Here is an 18,856-nt window from a genome sequence, read left to right as displayed (position 1 = left end):
CGTATCAGGCGAAGATCAATCGTTCTGGATCACGATCTTGGGGAACTTGGCCGAGAAATCCTGCGACTTGATCGCCACCCGCGCAGCCACTTTGCGGGCGATGGTTTTGTAGATTTCCGAAACAGCACTATTTGGGTCTGCCGCAACGCTTGGCTTGCCCGCATCGGCATTCAGGCGAATCGACAAATCCAGCGGCAATTGGCCCAAGAGATCAACGCCGTAATCCTTGCACATTGCCGCGCCGCCGCCTTCGCCAAAAATCGGTTCGGCGTGACCGCAGTTACTGCAAATGTGCGTGCTCATGTTTTCGACAATACCCAGAATCGGCACGCCAACCTTCTCAAACATCTTCAGACCCTTGCGAGCATCCAGCAAGGCGATGTCTTGCGGCGTGGTCACAATCACGGCGCCGGTCAGTGGCACTTTTTGCGACAACGTCAGCTGGATATCGCCAGTGCCGGGCGGCAGATCGATGATCAGGTAATCAACGTTGTCCCACAGCGTGTCATTAAGCAGTTGCGTCAGCGCCTGCGTCACCATCGGACCGCGCCAGACCATCGGTTGTTCGGGGTCGATCAGAAAGCCGATCGACATGGTCTGTACACCGTAATTAACAATCGGCTCAATGTGTTTGTTATCGGGCGAAGACGGATGCTGGTCGGCCACACCCATCAGGGTGGGTTGCGACGGTCCGTAGATATCGGCATCCAGCAAGCCGACGCGTGCGCCTTCTACCGACAAGGCCAGCGCCAGATTGACCGCCGTAGTGGACTTGCCCACACCACCTTTGCCGCTAGCCACCGCAATGATGTTCTTGACGCCCTGATGCAGCTGCAAACCACGCTGGGCGGAGTGCGCAACAATCAGTGTGCTAATCCGGATATCCGTGCCCGAAACGCCCGGCACCTGGCGTAATGCGTCATCCAGTTGCTGGCGGATTATTGCTTGCTGGCTCTGCGCAGGATATCCCAGCACGAGATCGAAACTGGCTACGCCACCCTCGAATTTGAGATTCTTCACCCCGCGTGACGACAGGTAGTCCTTGCCGGTATTGGGATCAATGGTGAGTGCCAGGGCGTTCTGGATAGCTTGAAGATCGGACATGGGTATTTCCGGGAAAGGCGGGCGTGAACACGCGTGGACAATAGGTGCTGATTTTACCTCAGATGGAGAGGTTCCCCCGGAAAATCAAGACTTGCAGCCCAGCGGACAACGGCAAACAAGCGAACGCCCGCCTCCACTGCAACTCAAATAGAAATGAGGCGGAAATGCTCTTCCCCGCCCCATTCGCTGCGTCTCGATGGCGTCTGGCCCGGAAGCCGTTATTTATAACCTACCGACCCGGCACAATTAAACATGGCTGGCACCCAAGAGCGTTGGAGCCAGCTGTCAGCGCGTCGATCGCCCTGCACCGCTGCGCGCCAGAACCATTTGGCTGAAATAAAACGGCGGAAATCTGTCGGCAAGCGATTGCAGGTGGTCAATTGGCCATCCAGTATCAATCTGGCCAACGGGTAATATGCACGTGAGCAACCCGCCTGCGCCGCCTGCAACATGAAATGGGCGGCCAGTTGACTATCTTGCGGCATATGAAAACCGCGCAGACAGGCTACGCCCATGTTGTAAGCAGCCTTGGCCAAGCCAGCGGCGGCAAGCTGTCTTAGCGTGCCAATGGCCTGCGCCTGGATGTCAGGGTCGGTATCAGCCAGTTGGGTGACGGCGTGATTGAAATCAACTTGAAGATCGCGTGCGGATAGCGCTGAGACCATATCTGACATCGGAGCACCCTTCTTTTTGAGATTTTAAGAATGGATGCATTATTCAGTCTCCGTACTGTCGTCAGATATCAGATCATTCCGATGTTCAGGGGGAAATTTCCGTAACTTTGCCTCAACCAACACTTAAAACCGGCAGGAAACGTAGCCGCGCAAACATCATCTGATGTTTGCGCGGCTATCCGATTCAGAGAAGGCCTGGATTGCCGAATCTTGCAGGCTCAGTCTTCCAGCCAGGCTTTGCGCGCCACTCGGGTTTTCTCATCGACTGTTTTGGCCAGACGCAGGCCCCAGGTATCAACCGCTGCAGCCTGTATCTTCAGTTGGCGCAAGCTGAGTTCGTCACGCCGGAATGCGTGAATCTGCACTTCGCTACCGGCGACGTAAGAACCAAGCGCCGTATCCAGATTGGCACTGCTGACACGCAAGCCATTAATGGCGACAATCACATCGCCAGCCGCCAACCCGGCAGCCTGCGCCGCCCCGCCATCAAGCACATGAGTCAGCTTGACGCCGCCCGCCTCGCTGGCGATTCGCGCGCCGATACTGTTGCCCGGCGTTGCAATGTCTTTCCAGCCGCCTTTGTCGCCATTGCCAGCAATGACGCGGGTCTGGCTGTCCACGCCAACACTGGCCAGCAACTCGCTAACGGGTAGTTCTTCAGTCGAGCGCAGGGCCTGGTCAAAAAACGCTGCCAGATCAAACCCGGCCACTTCACTGGCAATGGCTTCCCATTCGGTTTCGCCAACCCCCTGGCCGCCATTGCTTGTATAGAAGTCTTTGCCAAATCGCTGCCACAAGGCGCGCATGACATCGTCCAGGCTCCTCTTGCCTTTGCTGCGCTGCCGGATGGTCAAGTCCAGACACAACGAGGCCAGCGCGCCCTTGGTGTAGTAGCTGACGATGGCGTTGGGGCTGTTTTCGTCCTGCCGATAGTATTTGACCCAAGCATCTAGACTGGCCTCTTCCAGAGTCTGGCGTTGGCGGCCAGCGCCACGCTCCACGCCGGTCAAGGTTTGAGCTAGCAGATCGAGGTATTCCTGTTGGGTAATGAGGCCGGTTCGCACCAGCGTCAGATCGTCGTAGTAGGAAGTAATCCCCTCAAACGCCCACAATAGACGGGTGTAGCTCTCACGATTCAGGTCATACGGCGCGTATGCCGCAGGCTTGATGCGTTTGACGTTCCAGGTGTGGAAATACTCATGACTACACAGCCCGAGATACTGGCGATAACCAGCCTTTACCGCAGATTCATGTTCCAGAGGTAGATCATCGCGGCTGACCATCAAGGCGGTCGATGCGCGATGCTCCAAGCCGCCGTAGCCGTCACCGGTGACCATACTCATGAAGACATAACGCTCAAACGGCGCGGGTTCCCCAAATAGTTTGATCTGGTATTCGCAGATTTTCTTGAGATCGCGCTTCAAGCGCTTCATGTCCGTGCGGTGCCTTCCGGCAATCACGATCTGATGCGGCACGCCACAGGCCTTGAAGCGTTCTTCGGCGAAGGCGCCCATTTCTACCGGATGATCAATCAATTCATCGTAATCAGCGGCACGATAAAGACCGAAATCACCCGAGCGGGCACCATCAAGCGGCAAGCTGGTAGCCACTTTCCAGCGTGATGCGGCGGGCGCGACCAATTCCACGGTACAGGGCACATGTTCCTGGCCAGCTACGGCAAGAAATGTGCTGGTGCCGTTGAAGAATGCGCGAGTTTCATCCAGATAAGCCCCGCGCACGGATAAATCCCACGCATAAACGCGGTAATGAATCTCGAGCTTGCCCTTGACCGGAACAGTCTGCCAGCGATGCTTGTCCAGTTTGGTCAGGCTGACCGGCTTGCCTTTGCTGCTGGCACTGATATCGACAATATTGCGGGCGAATTCACGCACCAGGTAGCTGCCCGGTATCCAGACCGGTAACCAGACAATCTGACCCGCCGCATCGGGCTTGTCGATGGTCAATGTGACGTCGAAATAATGGGCGCGCAGATCTGCGGGTTTGATCCGGTAGTGAGGCATTACATGGCTCTTGAATTCAGTTATAAGAATGATGAGTGGCCAGCGCGCGACACACGGCAAGATCGTTGCCGGGGCCGGATTGCAGACCGTATCCAGGTTTTGCCAGCACTATGATCTTACAGGCGCAGCACATCAAGCCGGGGCAATCCCTGGCTGGGACACCACGACCGGCACCTGAGGATAACGCGAAACCTCAAAGGCTTAGCGCGGGGGCAACGACATCGGCCCTTCCTGGCTCTTGGGCACTGGATCGCTCACCTGCTCATGCTGGGGCTTGTTACCGTGCTCATGCCGAATGCGATCAAGTCGCTGCTGCTGTTTTTTCGCCACATCCTGATCCGAATAATCGAGCTCTTCTGCTTCACGTTCGGGTTTTTGCACCATGTCGAACTCCGTGTATTTGCAGTTTATTGCCGTAACACTCACGATGGACCCAGGAATGGGCTGCATGTTCCCACCCTCGCCAACCGGTCAATGAACTTCTACGTAATCTGGCGCACGGTGGCAAGCAATGAGTCCATACATCAGGGCGTGGCGACCCAACCTGTCGAAGAAAGGCCGAGGCATGACCAACCCAAATCGGCGCAGATTTAATCAACCTGCAATTTGACCGACGAATGCGAATAAAAACACGCCTTCTGATTTATATCGGCATCTGGGCTTTGTCGCTGGCAGGCCTGCTCGGCTGGCTTGCCCACAAGCAATGGCATGAATACGCCAGTAACCGGCGTGCGGTGGAAGATGTCGAGCGCGCCGGGCTGGCTCTTAAAGTATTTGAAATGGTGTCACGCGAGCGCGGCCCGACCAATGCGATGCTGGGCAGCGCCAAGCCAGCCCCGATTATTCAGGTGCAGGCATTGGCCACCGCCCGCGCTAATAGTGAAGTAGCCATTGCCCGGCTGCGGGTCAGCATGCAACAACTGCCAGAACCGGAAAGAGCTGAGCAACTTGGCACGCTGAATCGGCTAAACAACAATCTCACGCAAGCGCGTTACCGGGTCGATGCGTTAATCGCGAAACCCGTGGCCGAGCGTAACGGCAATGATCTGGATACAACAGTGGCAGGAATGATTGCCATTGCCACTCAAGCATCGCCCATCGCCACCCGTCTGGCGCAGCCGGTAGAGCGCTACGGCACCGATCTAAACGATGCCATCGTGGCCGCCCGGGCTGCCGCCGAACTGCGCGAGCAAGCCGGGCAACTCGGATCGCAATTTACGCGTGCGCTGGTGCGGCACGAAGCGTTGACGGCTGAATCCTCCGCAGCCGTAGAACGGATTACGGGTCATATCGATGTCATTCGCGGCGGCGTAATCAACCGCACCACCCGTTGCTGCGACAGCCCGAGCGTTACGGCAGCAATGGCCAATATGGATAAACAATACTTCGGCGCAGGCTTGGGTCTTGTCGATAATCTGCGCCACAGCTGGCAACGCAACGAATTTCCCACACTCACCACCGGAGAATTTGCCGCACGTTATGTACCGACCATGGACTCTATCCTGCAATTGCGCGACAGCCTGCTGCAGGCTGCCACGCAAAAAGCGCTGACCAATAGCGTTACGGCACGCGACAATCTGATCCGGCTGGCGTTACTGGCGGTGGCATTGTTCGTGCTGTTAATTGCACCGGTCATCTTATTTGGCTATCGCTTGCTTGATACGCTGACGGTTTCAGCAGACATCATCAAGGCTTTGGCAGGTGGCCAGCTGGAAACCACCATTCCGGCGCCCAAACGGCAGGATGAAATCGGTGATGTCATGCAGGCTATTGCTGTGCTGCGCGACAATAGCGTGGCGCGGCGCAATCTGGAGAGCGAGCGCGAGGCTTTGATCGCTGAGCTGCATCAGGCCGCAACCACTGACTACCTCACCGGTATATTGAATCGGCGGGCCTTTGTGGCGCTCGCCAGCCTTACACTGGCGCAAACACGCCGCCGCAATGGCAGTTGCTGCGTCGCCCTGCTGGATATCGACCATTTCAAACAGGTGAATGACACCTGGGGTCATGACGTTGGTGACGCCGTGATTCGGGCAGTGAGTGATCGCTGTCGTGTCAATTTACGGAATTCCGATATCTTTGCGCGGTATGGCGGCGAAGAATTCATATTGCTACTGACTGATACCGATATGGCAAAGGCATTGCAAACGCTGGAGCGAATCCGCCAGGATATCGCCGCAAGCGGTTTGACGAAGATCGGAGATAAAACGATTAACCTCACAATCAGCATTGGGTTTTCCTGTTTGCATGAGCAAGCCTACACGCTGGAGAAAATGATCTCGCAAGCCGACTTGCAACTCTACAAAGCGAAGAAACAAGGACGAAACCAGGTTGCCGGCAGCAGTGCCCATGAACCATTTTTACCTTCCAGTGTCCGTGGACCAGACGATGAAACCTAATAAAAAAGGTAATTCCCGGCTGGAAAAATGCTTAGATAATTGATTGCAATTATCGTGTACAGATTGACGCAAAATTCAAAAGCAAAACAATCAGCAACTGTGTCATCATTGACAACAAATTTATCTACAATGGCATCTGAGTCAATTCAATGAGTTCCAAAGAAAAATATCTGGAAGCAGAAGCCCTTGGCCAAGACGCTGCATTGAGCGCGTCACGCCGGGTATATCTTGATTTGCGGCAACGCATTGTTGAAATGAGCATGCTGCCCGGCACACGCATCATTGAGCGAGACCTTGCCGCCGAGCACGGCACCAGCCGCACGCCAGTACATGAGGCAGTGCAACGTCTGGCAGAAGAAGGCTTGATCGAAATCATGCCGCGCGTGGGCACTTTTGTGGCCCGGATTCCGCTGGATGCCCTGGAGGAAGCCATGCTGGTTCGTACAGCATTGGAACTGGCCATTGTGGAAGAAGCCGCCAAGAGAACCACGCCGGAAGGCGTTAGTATTTTGCGCGGCATTCTGGAAACACAACGCAATTACACCCAAGCTGGCGACACCCGGGGTTTCCATCAGACGGATGAAGCCTTTCACGCCGCACTTGCCGAATTGTCCGGGCATCCGGGTGTGTGGCCCATTATCTTGCAGGCAAAGACCCAGATCGACCGTTACCGTCGTTTGACCTTGCCATTACCCGGCCGAATGGAAGGTGTAGTGGATGAGCATGACGCAGTGGTCGATGCTATTGAGGCAGGCGCGCCTGAGGCAGCGCTGGCGGCAATGCGGTCTCATCTAGATCACGTATTGCCTGTACTGGAAGTGGCCCGCACACTACAACCAGAGTATTTTATTCAGCATCTACCTGACCGCAAACCAGCCTGAAACAATACGCTGGCCCAAAAACAAAAGCCGGATTAATCCGGCTTTTGTTTTTCAGCAACCACGCCCTTTGTGGGCAACAACCGACTGAAAAATATTCGGCCCAGTTCGGTTGCTTCGCTGCTCGTTTACTCGTTACTCAGGCTGGCACGCCAGCAAGTTGCCCTTCAACCGGCAGTTGCTCCACTTTGCGTTCGCGAGCCAGCACGCAAACCACTACAGCCCCTACCAGATCAAAAATCGCCAGCAGCAGGAAAAGCGGTGAATAGCCAATCTTGACAACCAGGAACCCAAACAACAGGGTAAACAGTGTTGCACCCAGATACCCGCTCATGCCCCCCAGGCCAGTTGCAGTGGCAACTTCATGCTTGCCGAACATATCCGAAGTGACCGAGTACAGCGCACCCGACAAAGTCTGATGAGCAAAGCCACCAACACACAACAACGCAATAGCCGTATAAGGACTTGCAGCCAAGCCAATACATGCTGGTCCGATCATGAACAAGGCGCCAAATACCACAACCATCTTGCGGGAGGTAAACAGCGAAACATTAAAATATTTATGGAAGAACGGGCTCAAATAACCGCCCAATACGCAACCAATATCTGCGGCCAGAAATGGCAACCAGGCAAATAGCGCAATTTCTTTCAGATTCATGTGACGCTCAGTCATCATATAAAGCGGAATCCAGGCATTAAAGGTTTGCCATGCTGGTTCTGACAAGAACCGTGGAATTGCAATTGCCCAGAAATTACGCGACGACACAATCGACTTCCAGCTTGCCTTGCGAACAACTTCGTCTTTGAATTGTGCTTCCTGACCTTCCAGAATGTAATCGCGTTCTTTATCCGAAAGTGCTTTCTGGTCTTTGGGATGTTTGTAGAAAAGCATCCAGATTGTTGTCCAGATCAGACCAAGCGCACCGACAATAACGAAACCCCAATGCCACGTGCCGTGCATGATGGACCACACGACCAACGGCGGAGCCAGCAGCGCGCCTACTGAAGAGCCGATATTGAACCAGCCGATAGCCACCGAGCGTTCTTTTGCGGGGAACCATTCGGTCGTCGCTTTAACCCCAGCCGGAATACCGGCAGCTTCAGACATGCCAAGCAGTGCACGAAAGAATGCCAACCCTTGCCAGCCCGTAGCCAGCGCCGCAGCGGCACATGCCAGAGACCAACACGCTGCAAAAATGGCAAACCCAAGCTTGGTGCCAATTGCATCAAGAATGTAACCAGCAACCGGTTGCATCAAGGCATAACAGACCTGCCAGGCGACGACCACATACGAATACTGCTGGGTCGACATGTGCATTTCCGCCATCATGGTCGGTGCCGCCACCGATAATGTATTGCGGGCCAGATAATTAACAATAAGGCCGAAGGTGACAATAGCCACCATCCACCAGCGCATTCCTTTGAGCTTTACCATGATTTCCTCGTACCGTTGGTTTTTTTTGCAAGCCAGTGGTTTTATGGCGGCCAGGTGGCCTTTATTAAATTCATGGTCGTTCTGGTCAGATCATTCGCTGGATAAAAATGGTCAAACCGGTAATTAAAGCAATTATTCTGTACTACGTCTCCAGGAGAACTCTGAAACTATCCTGCCCCGGAAGGCTCTCTCGCCAAACCATGTCTGGCAAAGTGAAACTCCCGGGAAATTAAACTAACGCTTATAGCGTTGCGATCACCTTGGTGATTCCTTCAAGGTCAATTCGGGTGAGTTCGTCTGTCAAAGCTGCGGTAAAGCCTGGAATATGGTTCAAATCCTGTCCCCACAAAGCCTCATTGGCCAGCCAGTTAAGCGCAACATCGTGGAATGACCAGCGACGCTCGCCAAAGCGGGCCCAAGCCATCTTGAACCACTCCAGATTTGCCGCATCATCGGCCAGAGTAATTAAATGCCCGCGGTACAGCAGCATGGTTGCGGCCAGTGCCACGACCAGTCGCTTGGGCAGATGACCATTTGCTTTCTGATAGGTCAGGATTTGCGGCAAAACACGCGCCGCAAACTTGCTCCAGCTATTGAGGGCAATGGACTCCAGGCGGTGGTGAATGTACGGATTACGGAAACGACGCAACACGTCGGCAGCAAACGGGTCCAGTTCTTCACGCGGGAGCGGCAATGCCGGGATGATTTCTTCATCCAGCGTTTTAAGCAGATACTGTCCAACTACCGGATCAGCAACCGCTTCACCGACTTCTTTCAGCCCGGCCAGCAAAGCCACCGGCACCAGCGACGTATGACCACCATTCAATACCCCCACTTTGCGCTGCTTGTAGGGGGTGATATCTGCAACCAGCTGGATATTCAGCCCGGCGCCATCGAGCTTGAGTTCGTCTGCCAGCCACTGCGGGCCCTGGATAACGAACAGGTAGAAATACTCGGCCGTGACCAGGAAAGTATCGCGGTAGCCGAGTTCTTTCTCGATCTCGGCAATTTCAGTCTGCGGGTAGCCGGTAACAATGCGGTCCACCAAGGTAGAGCAGAAGGTACACGCCTGATCCAGCCAGTTGCCAAAGCCTTCACCCAGTTGCCAGAGCTGCGCAAAATGTTGCACGGCAGCTTTCAATGCAGCGCCGTTGTAATCAATCAGTTCGCAGGGCAGCAGCACCAGGCCTTTGTCAGCCGCGCCTTCAAAACGGGCATAGCGTTCATGCAAAAAACGCGTCAGCTTGGCTGGAAAACTGGCCGGCGGCAGATCATCGTATGCATCTTCGTCGTTGATCGCGATACCCGCCTCGGTGGTATTGGACACCACAAAACGCAGATCCGGGCTGGCCGCTAATTCCAGGTAATCCGCATAACTGTCGGCGAGGTCGATTTCACGTTGAACGCAAGTGATCTTGCGATATTCCTTTACCGCCTCACCCTGTTCATTCAAGCCGCGAATCAGCGTGGTAAACACACCACCTTGGGTATCCAGCAAAGGCAGCGTCGGGTTGCTCCGCGGACGCACCACCACCACACCCGCATCAAGACCGGTACGTTCGTTAAGCAAATCAATTTGCCAGTCGACAAAGGCGCGCAGGAAGTTGCCTTCACCAAACTGCAGGACTTTGACCGGATGTGTAAACGGGCCTTCCCGCTTCAGTTGTTGCATGATTTGGCACTCTTTAAATTAAAGACTTAAAGGGAGATGTCCCGTTTCCAGAAAATGAAGTCGTATTGCTGCAGGCGATCCGCCTTGGCTTTGTATTGGCCACCCGCAGTAGCGACAACCATTTCGAACAAATCTGTGGCGACGACTGGTAAAGGCTTGCCGTCCACGACCGGACCGCAATCAAAATCGATCAGGTCTTTGAGTTTGGTAGCAACGCGGGTGTTGGTCGCGATCTTGAGCACCGGCACGATCGGGTTGCCGGTTGGCGTACCAAGGCCGGTAGAGAACAGCACGACGTTGGCACCAGAAGCCACGATACCGGTCACCGATTCGACGTCACCACCAGGTGTGCAGAGCAGCGCCAGGCCGGATTTATCGGTCTGCTCACCGTAGTCGAGCACCGTCACGATCGGCGATGTTCCGCCCTTCTTGGCAGCGCCAGCGGACTTGATCGCGTCGGTAATCAGGCCGTCGCGGATATTGCCTGGGCTCGGATTGGCGGCAAAGCTGGTGCCGACAGCGGCGGCTTTGGCCTCGAAATCGCGCATCATGCCGAGAAATCGGCGCTTGTCGTCATCGTTCTCGCAGCGCTCAATCAGGCTGGCCTCAACACCGCACAACTCCGGGAATTCCGCCAGGATGGATGAGCCGCCGAGTGCCACAACCATATCGGAAACCATACCCATGGTCGGGTTGGCGGAGATGCCGGAAAAACCATCCGACCCACCACACTTCACACCAATCTTGAGGTGCGAAAGCGGCACCGGAGTACGTGTAACCGTGTTGGCTGCTTTGACGCCTTTAAGCGTGTCTTGCAACACAGCTTTCATCATCGCTTCTTCACTGTCCCACTGCTGCTGCTCATAAATCAGACAGGGTTTGTCGAAGTTGGCGTTCTGCTTTGCCAGTTCTTCCTTGAACATTTTGATTTGCGCGTTCTGGCAACCGAGGCTGAACACAGTAATGCCAGCGACGTTGGGGTGATCGGCATAGGCAGAGAGAATCTTGCACAGCGAGCGCGCGTCAGCACGCGTGCCACCACAGCCGCCAGCGTGGGTAATGATGCGAACGCCATCAACATTCGGGAAAGGCCGCGTCACAGCCTGCGCTGGCGCTTCCATTTCTTCGCCCAACAACGACAGAGTAAATGCCGCCAGATCGTTGGTGGCATAACCCAATGGGCCTTCCAGCGCATTGCGCAGGTGCTCAACGTTGCGGTTTTCACAGAACACCAGTGGGAAGATCAGCCAGTAATTAGCCGTACCCACTCGACCATCTGCCCGAACTACACCAGGGAAAGTGGCTTCATCCCATTTTGAAACGTCAGGCGGGGTCCAGCTGTAGGGCTTGGTGTCGGTGATTTCAACGTCGGCGGCATAGTGCTCAAGGTTCTCGGTGGTCACAGCCTCGCCGCGTTTGATCGGCTGCATGGCACGACCCACCGGCACACCGTACAACTTGAGCAGTTCGCCCTTGGCAAACGCCCGTCGCGCCAGCTTGTGCTTGGCTGCGACCGGCGTAGTGACCATGATCGATTCGTTTTCCCAATTGACGATCTCGCCAGACTCCAGATCGGCAAGCGCGACCAGCATGTCATCATCGGGGTGGATACAGAGTATTTTTTGCATGGCTGATGTGTGTCCTTCTCGCTGGAAATCGCCCGCACTGCTCTTAGCGCGGGCGCAGCTTTTACTTACAGGGCGAAGTAACGCTTCGCGTTTTCGTAGCAAACGTCGCGCACGATCTGTTCCAGCGCGACTTCTTCTGCCGGGTACTCCCCGCCTTCCACCCACTGGCCCAACTGGCGGCACAACAGGCGACGGTAGTAATCGTGACGCGGGTAAGAAGCAAAGCTGCGAGAGTCGGTCACCATGCCAACCGAAGTACCCAGTACCCCGTGGTTAGCCAACGTAACGAACTGCTGCAGGTTGCCTTCCTTGTGATCGTTGAACCACCAGGCCGGGCCGAACTGCAGCTTGCCGGCAACCTTGCCGTCCTGGAAATTACCGATCATGGTCGACAGAACGTCGTTCATATTCGGGTTCAGGCAGAACAGCATGGTCTTGGGCAACTGGTCATCGCTATCCAGGGTGTCCAGCAAAGCGGCCAGACCTTCACTGCAGCTCATGTCAGAGATCGAGTCATAACCGGTATCCGCACCCAGACGACCAAGCATGCGGCTGTTGTTGTTACGCTGGGCGCCAATATGCAGACACATCGCCCAGGCATGAGCCGCGTAGACCTTGCCCAACTCGGTAAGAATGGCGCGGATATACTGGCCTTCTTCGGCACTGGTCAGCATTTCGCCAGCCAGTCGTTTCTGGAAGAGTGCTTCCAGTTGCTGTGCGGTGGCAGGTTGGACCGGCAGCGCCACATCGACAGCATGATCACTGATCCGGGCGCCCTGGCTGTGGAAGAACGCCACGCGATTGGCCAGCGCTGCGATCATGTCGGCAAAGCTGCCGATCTTGATGCCGGATGCCTTACCCAGCTTGCCCAGATATTCAACAAAACCCGGTTTGTTGATACGCATGGCTTTGTCGGGGCGGTAGGCAGGAAGAACGCGGGTTTTGAGTGATGATTTGGCAATTTCAGCATGCTGCAGCAGGTCGTCGGCCGGGTCGTCCGTGGTGCAGGCAATCTCTACCTTGGCTTGTTCCAGCAACGACCAGGTGTCCATCTGCGCCAGCTTGGCGTTGGCCTCTTCCCAGATGCGGCCAGCATTCTTTTCGTTGATCAGTAGATCAATACCAAAAATGCGGCGTAATTCCAGATGGCTCCAGTGATAAATCGGGTTACCGATGGCGTGTGGCAGCACCTTGCAGAAGGCGCGGAATTTTTCTTCATCCGACTTGCTGCCGGTGATGAACTCTTCGGAAACACCGGAGCTGCGCATCAGTCGCCATTTGTAGTGATCGCCGCCCAGCCACAGTTCCGCCACGTTACGGAATTTCTTGCGCTCGGCAATCTCGCCCTGTTGCAGGTGCGAGTGGTAATCAATAATGGGCAAATCCGCAGCCACGTTGTGGTAGAGGTGCCGCGCAGTTTCGGTGTCCAGCAGAAAATTCTTATCCATGAAAGCAGCCATCGTCGTACAACTCCTTGCCATTAAACGGTGCGTGTAGCGCCTGTTCACAACACCCAATACCGCACCAGGATTGAGCAGGCCATCTGATATATCAGGATTATGAGTTCTGATATATTAGCAATGCAAGTGATTTGTAGTGTTCCAGACATGAACTACGCATGATCCTTATCAATGTTAGTTCTGAGAGCACCGATAGACGGTATCGGGTCGGGCAACTGGCTTATGCCAGACAATAAAAAAGGCGGGGTAGCCCGCCTTCTTCCACATCGAAAACTCCGTTTACGCCCAAACCTCAGGCAAACCCGAACCGGCGTATCAGTTGCAGCTTGCCCGTAGCCAGTGCGGTGCCCAGCAAAATAACCACGCATCCGGCGATCATTTGCAGAGTGATGGCCTCGCCTAAAAACAAATACCCCCACGCCACACCAAACACCGGAATCAGGAAAGTGACGGCCATGGCATAGCTGGCCCCGGCATGCGCAATAAGGCGGAAATAAAGGATATAGGCCAGCCCCGTACACATCGCGCCCAAGCCCAGTACCGCCAACCAGGCGGTCGTCGATACAACATGTTGAGGCCACCAGATAATCGCAGCGGGCAGCAAGATCAGCATCGAGAAAAACTGGCTGGCCCAAGTGGTAACCGGCGCGGCGATCCCGGCAAGATTGCGTTTTGAGTAGTGCCCAGCGAAACCGTAAGACAACGTGGCTAGTAGCACCGCGCACACCGCAGTGATTTGCGTCGCCTGGCCGGAGGCGATTTGCTCCCATACCAGGACTAGCACGCCCAGCATCCCTAACGCCATTCCCAGAATCTGATCTGCGGTCAGCCGCGTACCCAGCCAGACGAAAGCAATCAGCGCGCCCCACAACGGGGTGGTCGCATTCAGGACCGAGTCGAGCCCCGCGTTCACGAACAAGGTTGAATATGCGAACAGGCAGAACGGGAAGGCAGAGTTCGTCACGCCCACCACCAGCAAGGGCCACCACCGCTGCCGAATATCCTTGCGTGCCTGTGGCTGGAGCAGCACCGGCAACAGCATTAACGCGGCGATGCCAACGCGCAAAGCAATCAAGGGCACCGGTCCGAATTCGGGTGCACCAACGCGCATAAACAGAAATGACGCGCCCCAGATTGCCGCCAGCACGGTTAATTCAATTGCATTCATAGCCACCAACCTGAAAAGAAATACACATCGACGATGACGTAGCCATCGATGAAGAGGAAAATGCGGTCACGTAAAAACCTGTTCTGCAAGCCGCCGAAGCTTTGTGTATTCCAGACGCATCCTGGCGGCGCTGCAAGCAACAGTTGTAATCTCATCTATGCCGTACAGCAGCGCAAGCAAATAGATTGAGCGATGCATCCCGGCAGCACACCCGGGTTAATCCCGACCAGCCAGCCGGAATCTGCACGCTTAGAATCTATCCATACGCTCTGCCTTATCTATTTATATTTACTTGAATACTGCTACCGAACACTCCGGAGATTGCTGTCATGATCGATCACTCACAAACCATTCAACAACGCGTCTCCGCTCTACGTGCAGCCATGTCGCGTCATCAGTTTGACGCCTGGATCATTCCCTCGGCCGACCCGCATCTTTCCGAATACCTGCCCGACTTCTGGCAAGGCCGCAAATGGACCTCCGGCTTTACCGGTTCCGTCGGCACGCTGGTAGTCACGCAAGACTTTGCCGGTGTGTGGGTAGATGGCCGGTATTGGGAGCAAGCAGAAGCGCAACTGGCCGGGACCGGCGTTCGCCTGATGAAATTGCTTAGTGGTCAAGCCCAGCCCCACGTAGACTGGCTGGCTGACAATCTGCAAGACGGCGCCAAAGCGGGCGCAGATGGCGCAGTGTTCAGCCTGGCCTCCGCCCGGGCCACCGACGCGGCATTGGCCGCTGCCGGTGTCAAACTGGAAACCGGCAGCGATCTGCTCAATGAGATATGGCAAGACCGCCCTGCGCTACCGCAAGCGCCTATCTACGAACATGTAGCGCCCTACGCTTCGGTTTCCCGCAAAGAAAAGCTGGCGCAGGTTCGCGCGGCAATGCAGAAATCCACTGCGGATTGGCATTTTGTCTCCACCCTGGATGACCTGGCGTGGATTTTCAATCTGCGCGGTGCGGACGTGCAATACAACCCGGTTTTTCTGGCGCACGCACTGATTGGCCACGACGCCGCCACGCTGTTTATTGATGAAGCCAAAGTCTCGGCCGAACTGCGGCAAACGCTTGCAGCGGACGGGGTGATTATTGCACCGTACAACGCGGCCACCACCGCCCTCGCCGCCCTGCCAGCAAACGTCAGCGTGCTGATCGATCCGGCCCGAACCACCTTGGGACTGATCAATGCCATCCCGGCCAACGTGCGCCTGATTGAAAAGCTCAATCCGTCACAGTTGTTCAAGTCCCGTAAAACCACCGAAGAAACCGCGCATATCCGTCACGCAATGGAGCAGGACGGCGCCGCACTGTGCGAATTCTTCTGCTGGCTGGACGGCGCGTTAAATCGCGAACACGTCACCGAACTGACCATCGACGAGCGCATCACCGCTGCTCGTGCCAAGCGTCCTGGCTTTGTTTCGCCCAGCTTTGGCACGATTGCCGGGTTTAACCAGAACGGCGCGCTACCTCACTATCACGCCACAGCGGAAGCGCACTCTGTCATCAGTGGGAACGGGCTGTTGCTGATTGACTCTGGCGGCCAATATGTAGGCGGTACCACCGATATCACCCGCGTTGTGCCCGTCGGCCAGATCACTGCCGATCATCGCCGTGACTTCACTATTGTGCTGAAGGGCGTGATTGCGCTGTCTGCCGCGCGCTTCCCGCTGCAGATTCGTGCCGCCATGCTCGACAGCATTGCGCGAGCCCCCATGTGGGCCGAAGGCATTGATTACAACCACGGTACCGGCCACGGTGTGGGCTACTTCCTGAACGTGCATGAAGGCCCGCAAAGTATTGGTTATTTCCGTGAGGCCGGGCCTGATACGGCCATGCTGCAAGGCATGATTACCTCCATCGAACCCGGTGTATATCGTCCGGGCCGCTGGGGCATCCGCATTGAGAATCTAGTCATCAATCAACCGGCAGAAACCACTGAATTCGGCGATTTCCTGCAATTTGAAACATTGACCCTGTGCCCGATCGATACTCGCTGCATCGACCGCGCCCTGCTCACCCAGACCGAGGCAGACTGGCTAAACGCTTACCACACCACCGTCCGGGAACGCTTGTTGCCCTACGTTGAGGGCGATGCCAAGGCCTGGTTGCAAGCGCGTACAGAGGCGATCTAGATGTAAAAACCACAGGACCGAAAAAACTGCGCAACACGCGTTTACGAACCAGAAAACCCGTGTTAGTATTCGGTCCCTCACCAGTGCCGCTGTAGCTCAGTTGGTAGAGCACCTGACTTGTAATCAGGGGGTCGCGAGTTCGATTCCTGCCGGCGGCACCATGAATTTAGCAGCAAGATCAAAGGGTTACGTTTTCGGACGTAACCCTTTTTTCGTTCCCGGCTGTAGTCTTATTAGAAGCTTTTCCAAGCTGAATTCAAAAAAAAACCCCTCCAGCGAGCTTTGCGACGCAGCGTCATTGCCCGTGCCCGGCAACGTCTGACGCGAACAGTATTCCCATCCCCCAAGCGCAAGCATTGTCTCCAATCGCGTTCACACAACCTCTGGCCAGCTCACGAACGCCTGCAGATCATCCAGTCCCCGCAATTCAGATGCGCATTCGACCCTGCTCGGCCAAATACCCCTACTCAGAATCGCCGCAGGTGAACACTGTGGCGGCCACGCCAAAATCACGCCGATGGATGGCGGTATATCAGCGGTTCATCTATATACATACAGATAACCATAGCCCGCGACCCTGAATACGCGGCACGATGAATTGACCCAAGGGGCAACATTTGGATTCTGTGATTTGCCGGCTTAATCGTTATAGATTGGCAAAATTGGCACTCTGCGCAGTGGTCATGGCCATGCTTCTTTGTGACGTGGCCCAAGCTGATCCACTGCGCCCATACCGGGTAGAGGGCGCCAATCTGCAACGCACGGCCAATGCAGTAGTTGGCTTGATCGGCTACGCGGTGGTGCCGGATGTCACCACCAGCTCGTTGTCGATCAACAACGCCAGCTCCGGTAACCCGGGCCTGTGGTCTACCCAGTTGGGCGGTGGCGCAACAATCAGCGACTCGACGCCGCTATATCTGGAAGGACTGGCGGCGTATATGCGCTACGACCCCACTTTTCTTGCCACCAACGGTGTAGATGAACGCAAGCTGCCGCTGCGCTGGAATACCGGTGATGTCAGCGGCGGCATTGGTTGGGACTTCCCCATCACGCAGTACATCAAAATCCGCCCTATTCTCAATATCGCGCTGGGCAAGGTAGTGAGTGATCTTTCCGCCGGAGAATGGCTGATTAACCACAAGACAGATCGGGACATCAGTTTTGTAGATGGCGGCACCTTGAATGCTTATGGCCTGGGTGGCTCACTGATGCTGGTGTATGAGGATTTCAAACCCGAGCGCGAACAGGAAATCGAGCTGCGTTATTCCAATATCGCACTGGAAAGCTTTGGTGGCTCGGATGATGCGGTGAAAGGGCATGCTGACGCGCAAAGTCTGGGCGTATGGGCCCGCTACCGCGCCCCGACCGGCATGACCGCGCTGGACCGTCCGGTGCGCTATGTGCTGGAGTTTGCCCATACCCAATACCTCGGCCAATTGCGCGGCGCCTTGGGGTTCGACTATCTCACCTCGTTGGGCGTGGGGATGGAACTGGATTCGAGCAAGTACGACATCATTGTCACGCGCACCCGGCTAGTGGCGCGCTATGTGTTTGGCAATAATGTCTCCGGGGTATCCCTCGGCTTGGCGATGAGTTTTTAGCCCAAGCAGCACACTTTCAGAGCGTGGGTGCTATCGGCGTGGTGTTGTTCAACCGCTGCCGCGACGGCACCGTCGAACAAAATGCGCGGTTCCAGCGCCAGAGCGTGGGAGCGCGGACGCAGCGGGCTCTGCGCGCGAGTGGAACCTTGTTTTTCTGACATATCGAACACTCATTGAAGCGGGTGCGCTATCTGGTCGCACACCGTTTGCCGCAGCCTCTGCTGGCTGCTTGTCACACCATCCCTTTTCGCGACCGCCGTGCCACCGGCTCCGCGAAATTACGATCAATATAGAATGTAAAAATTGCACTTGCCGACCACAACTTACAAAAACTGGAAAGCTGTAGACGACTGTACATAGTCCTCACAAAACACCGTCCCACCTTAACCTCAGCAAAATAATCCATAAATTCGTTGTTTTTCTGCAGCTTAGCAAAAATTGACCACTTGCAACTACGCGCTCTTTGCGTGTGCAAGCCTGGCCAAAACCACATAGCCGGTATCACGAATCAGCCGATTACATTTTGCGAAAACCTCGCTCCCCCTGCGACATTTTGCCAATTAAATTACAAGTTCGTAATTAAGGTGCTAGAACATAGGGGGTATCAGCCAGCCATCATTTATGCGGGCCAGAACATGGATAACACCGCTACCGGTGCCCCTTGGTTGCCCGCACAAACTGCAT

At 55.4% G+C, this 18,856-nt stretch carries 14 protein-coding genes and 1 tRNA gene; 5 read left to right on the top strand and 10 right to left on the bottom strand.

Going from position 1 to position 18,856, the window contains the following annotated elements; translation table 11 throughout:
- Nucleotides 1-15 precede the first annotated feature (15 nt).
- The 4 genes from apbC to N7220_RS19585 form a co-directional block, all read right to left on the bottom strand.
- The gene (apbC, locus tag N7220_RS19600; RefSeq protein WP_283149219.1) at nucleotides 16-1,104 is read right to left on the bottom strand and encodes an iron-sulfur cluster carrier protein ApbC; all 1,089 of its coding nucleotides are present in this window, start codon (nucleotides 1,102-1,104) and stop codon (nucleotides 16-18) included.
- A gap of 218 nt (nucleotides 1,105-1,322) precedes the next feature.
- Entirely contained in the window at nucleotides 1,323-1,778 is a 456-nt protein-coding gene (locus N7220_RS19595) for an SEL1-like repeat protein (protein ID WP_283149218.1), read from the bottom strand.
- A 218-nt stretch (nucleotides 1,779-1,996) separates the two neighbouring features.
- Nucleotides 1,997-3,799: a M61 family metallopeptidase gene (locus tag N7220_RS19590; protein WP_283149217.1), complete on the bottom strand. Its 1,803-nt coding sequence runs from the start codon at nucleotides 3,797-3,799 to the stop codon at nucleotides 1,997-1,999.
- A 201-nt stretch (nucleotides 3,800-4,000) separates the two neighbouring features.
- Nucleotides 4,001-4,183: a hypothetical protein gene (locus tag N7220_RS19585; RefSeq protein ID WP_283149216.1), complete on the bottom strand. Its 183-nt coding sequence runs from the start codon at nucleotides 4,181-4,183 to the stop codon at nucleotides 4,001-4,003.
- A 233-nt stretch (nucleotides 4,184-4,416) separates the two neighbouring features.
- Between N7220_RS19585 and N7220_RS19580 the strand changes: the two genes are divergently transcribed.
- Nucleotides 4,417-6,198, top strand: coding sequence for a GGDEF domain-containing protein (locus N7220_RS19580; protein WP_283149215.1), 1,782 nt, complete (start codon nucleotides 4,417-4,419; stop codon nucleotides 6,196-6,198).
- Nucleotides 6,199-6,347: 149 nt separating this feature from the next.
- Nucleotides 6,348-7,079 (top strand): GntR family transcriptional regulator, encoded by a 732-nt coding sequence (locus N7220_RS19575; RefSeq protein WP_283149214.1) that lies wholly within the window; start codon nucleotides 6,348-6,350, stop codon nucleotides 7,077-7,079.
- A gap of 136 nt (nucleotides 7,080-7,215) precedes the next feature.
- On the opposite strand, the gene N7220_RS19570 is transcribed toward N7220_RS19575, so the two are convergent.
- From N7220_RS19570 to N7220_RS19550, 5 genes are all read right to left on the bottom strand, one after another.
- Nucleotides 7,216-8,511 (bottom strand): MFS transporter, encoded by a 1,296-nt coding sequence (locus N7220_RS19570; RefSeq protein ID WP_283149213.1) that lies wholly within the window; start codon nucleotides 8,509-8,511, stop codon nucleotides 7,216-7,218.
- A 241-nt stretch (nucleotides 8,512-8,752) separates the two neighbouring features.
- The gene (locus N7220_RS19565; RefSeq protein ID WP_283149212.1) at nucleotides 8,753-10,183 is read right to left on the bottom strand and encodes a tagaturonate reductase; all 1,431 of its coding nucleotides are present in this window, start codon (nucleotides 10,181-10,183) and stop codon (nucleotides 8,753-8,755) included.
- 26 nt (nucleotides 10,184-10,209) lie between these two features.
- Nucleotides 10,210-11,811, bottom strand: coding sequence for a UxaA family hydrolase (locus N7220_RS19560; RefSeq protein ID WP_283149211.1), 1,602 nt, complete (start codon nucleotides 11,809-11,811; stop codon nucleotides 10,210-10,212).
- A gap of 65 nt (nucleotides 11,812-11,876) precedes the next feature.
- Nucleotides 11,877-13,259 (bottom strand): glucuronate isomerase, encoded by a 1,383-nt coding sequence (uxaC, locus tag N7220_RS19555; protein ID WP_283149210.1) that lies wholly within the window; start codon nucleotides 13,257-13,259, stop codon nucleotides 11,877-11,879.
- Nucleotides 13,260-13,563: 304 nt separating this feature from the next.
- A complete protein-coding gene (locus N7220_RS19550) occupies nucleotides 13,564-14,439 on the bottom strand; it encodes a DMT family transporter (RefSeq protein ID WP_283149209.1) in 876 nt (291 codons plus the stop codon).
- Nucleotides 14,440-14,768: 329 nt separating this feature from the next.
- On the opposite strand from N7220_RS19550, the gene N7220_RS19545 reads away from it, so the two are divergent.
- From N7220_RS19545 to N7220_RS19535, 3 genes are all read left to right on the top strand, one after another.
- Nucleotides 14,769-16,571: an aminopeptidase P family protein gene (locus N7220_RS19545; RefSeq protein WP_283149208.1), complete on the top strand. Its 1,803-nt coding sequence runs from the start codon at nucleotides 14,769-14,771 to the stop codon at nucleotides 16,569-16,571.
- 85 nt (nucleotides 16,572-16,656) lie between these two features.
- Nucleotides 16,657-16,732, top strand: a tRNA-Thr gene (locus N7220_RS19540).
- Between the two features lie 522 nt (nucleotides 16,733-17,254).
- Nucleotides 17,255-18,172 (top strand): hypothetical protein, encoded by a 918-nt coding sequence (locus N7220_RS19535; protein ID WP_283149207.1) that lies wholly within the window; start codon nucleotides 17,255-17,257, stop codon nucleotides 18,170-18,172.
- Here the strand turns inward: N7220_RS19535 and N7220_RS19530 are convergent.
- Entirely contained in the window at nucleotides 18,169-18,333 is a 165-nt protein-coding gene (locus tag N7220_RS19530; RefSeq protein ID WP_283149206.1) for an LEPR-XLL domain-containing protein, read from the bottom strand. The genes N7220_RS19535 and N7220_RS19530 overlap by 4 nt on opposite strands.
- Between the last annotated feature and the right edge of the window lie 523 nt (nucleotides 18,334-18,856).

Source organism: Silvimonas soli (assembly GCF_030035605.1).
Lineage (GTDB): Bacteria > Pseudomonadota > Gammaproteobacteria > Burkholderiales > Chitinibacteraceae > Silvimonas > Silvimonas soli.
This window is presented reverse-complemented; position numbering and strand designations above follow the sequence as displayed.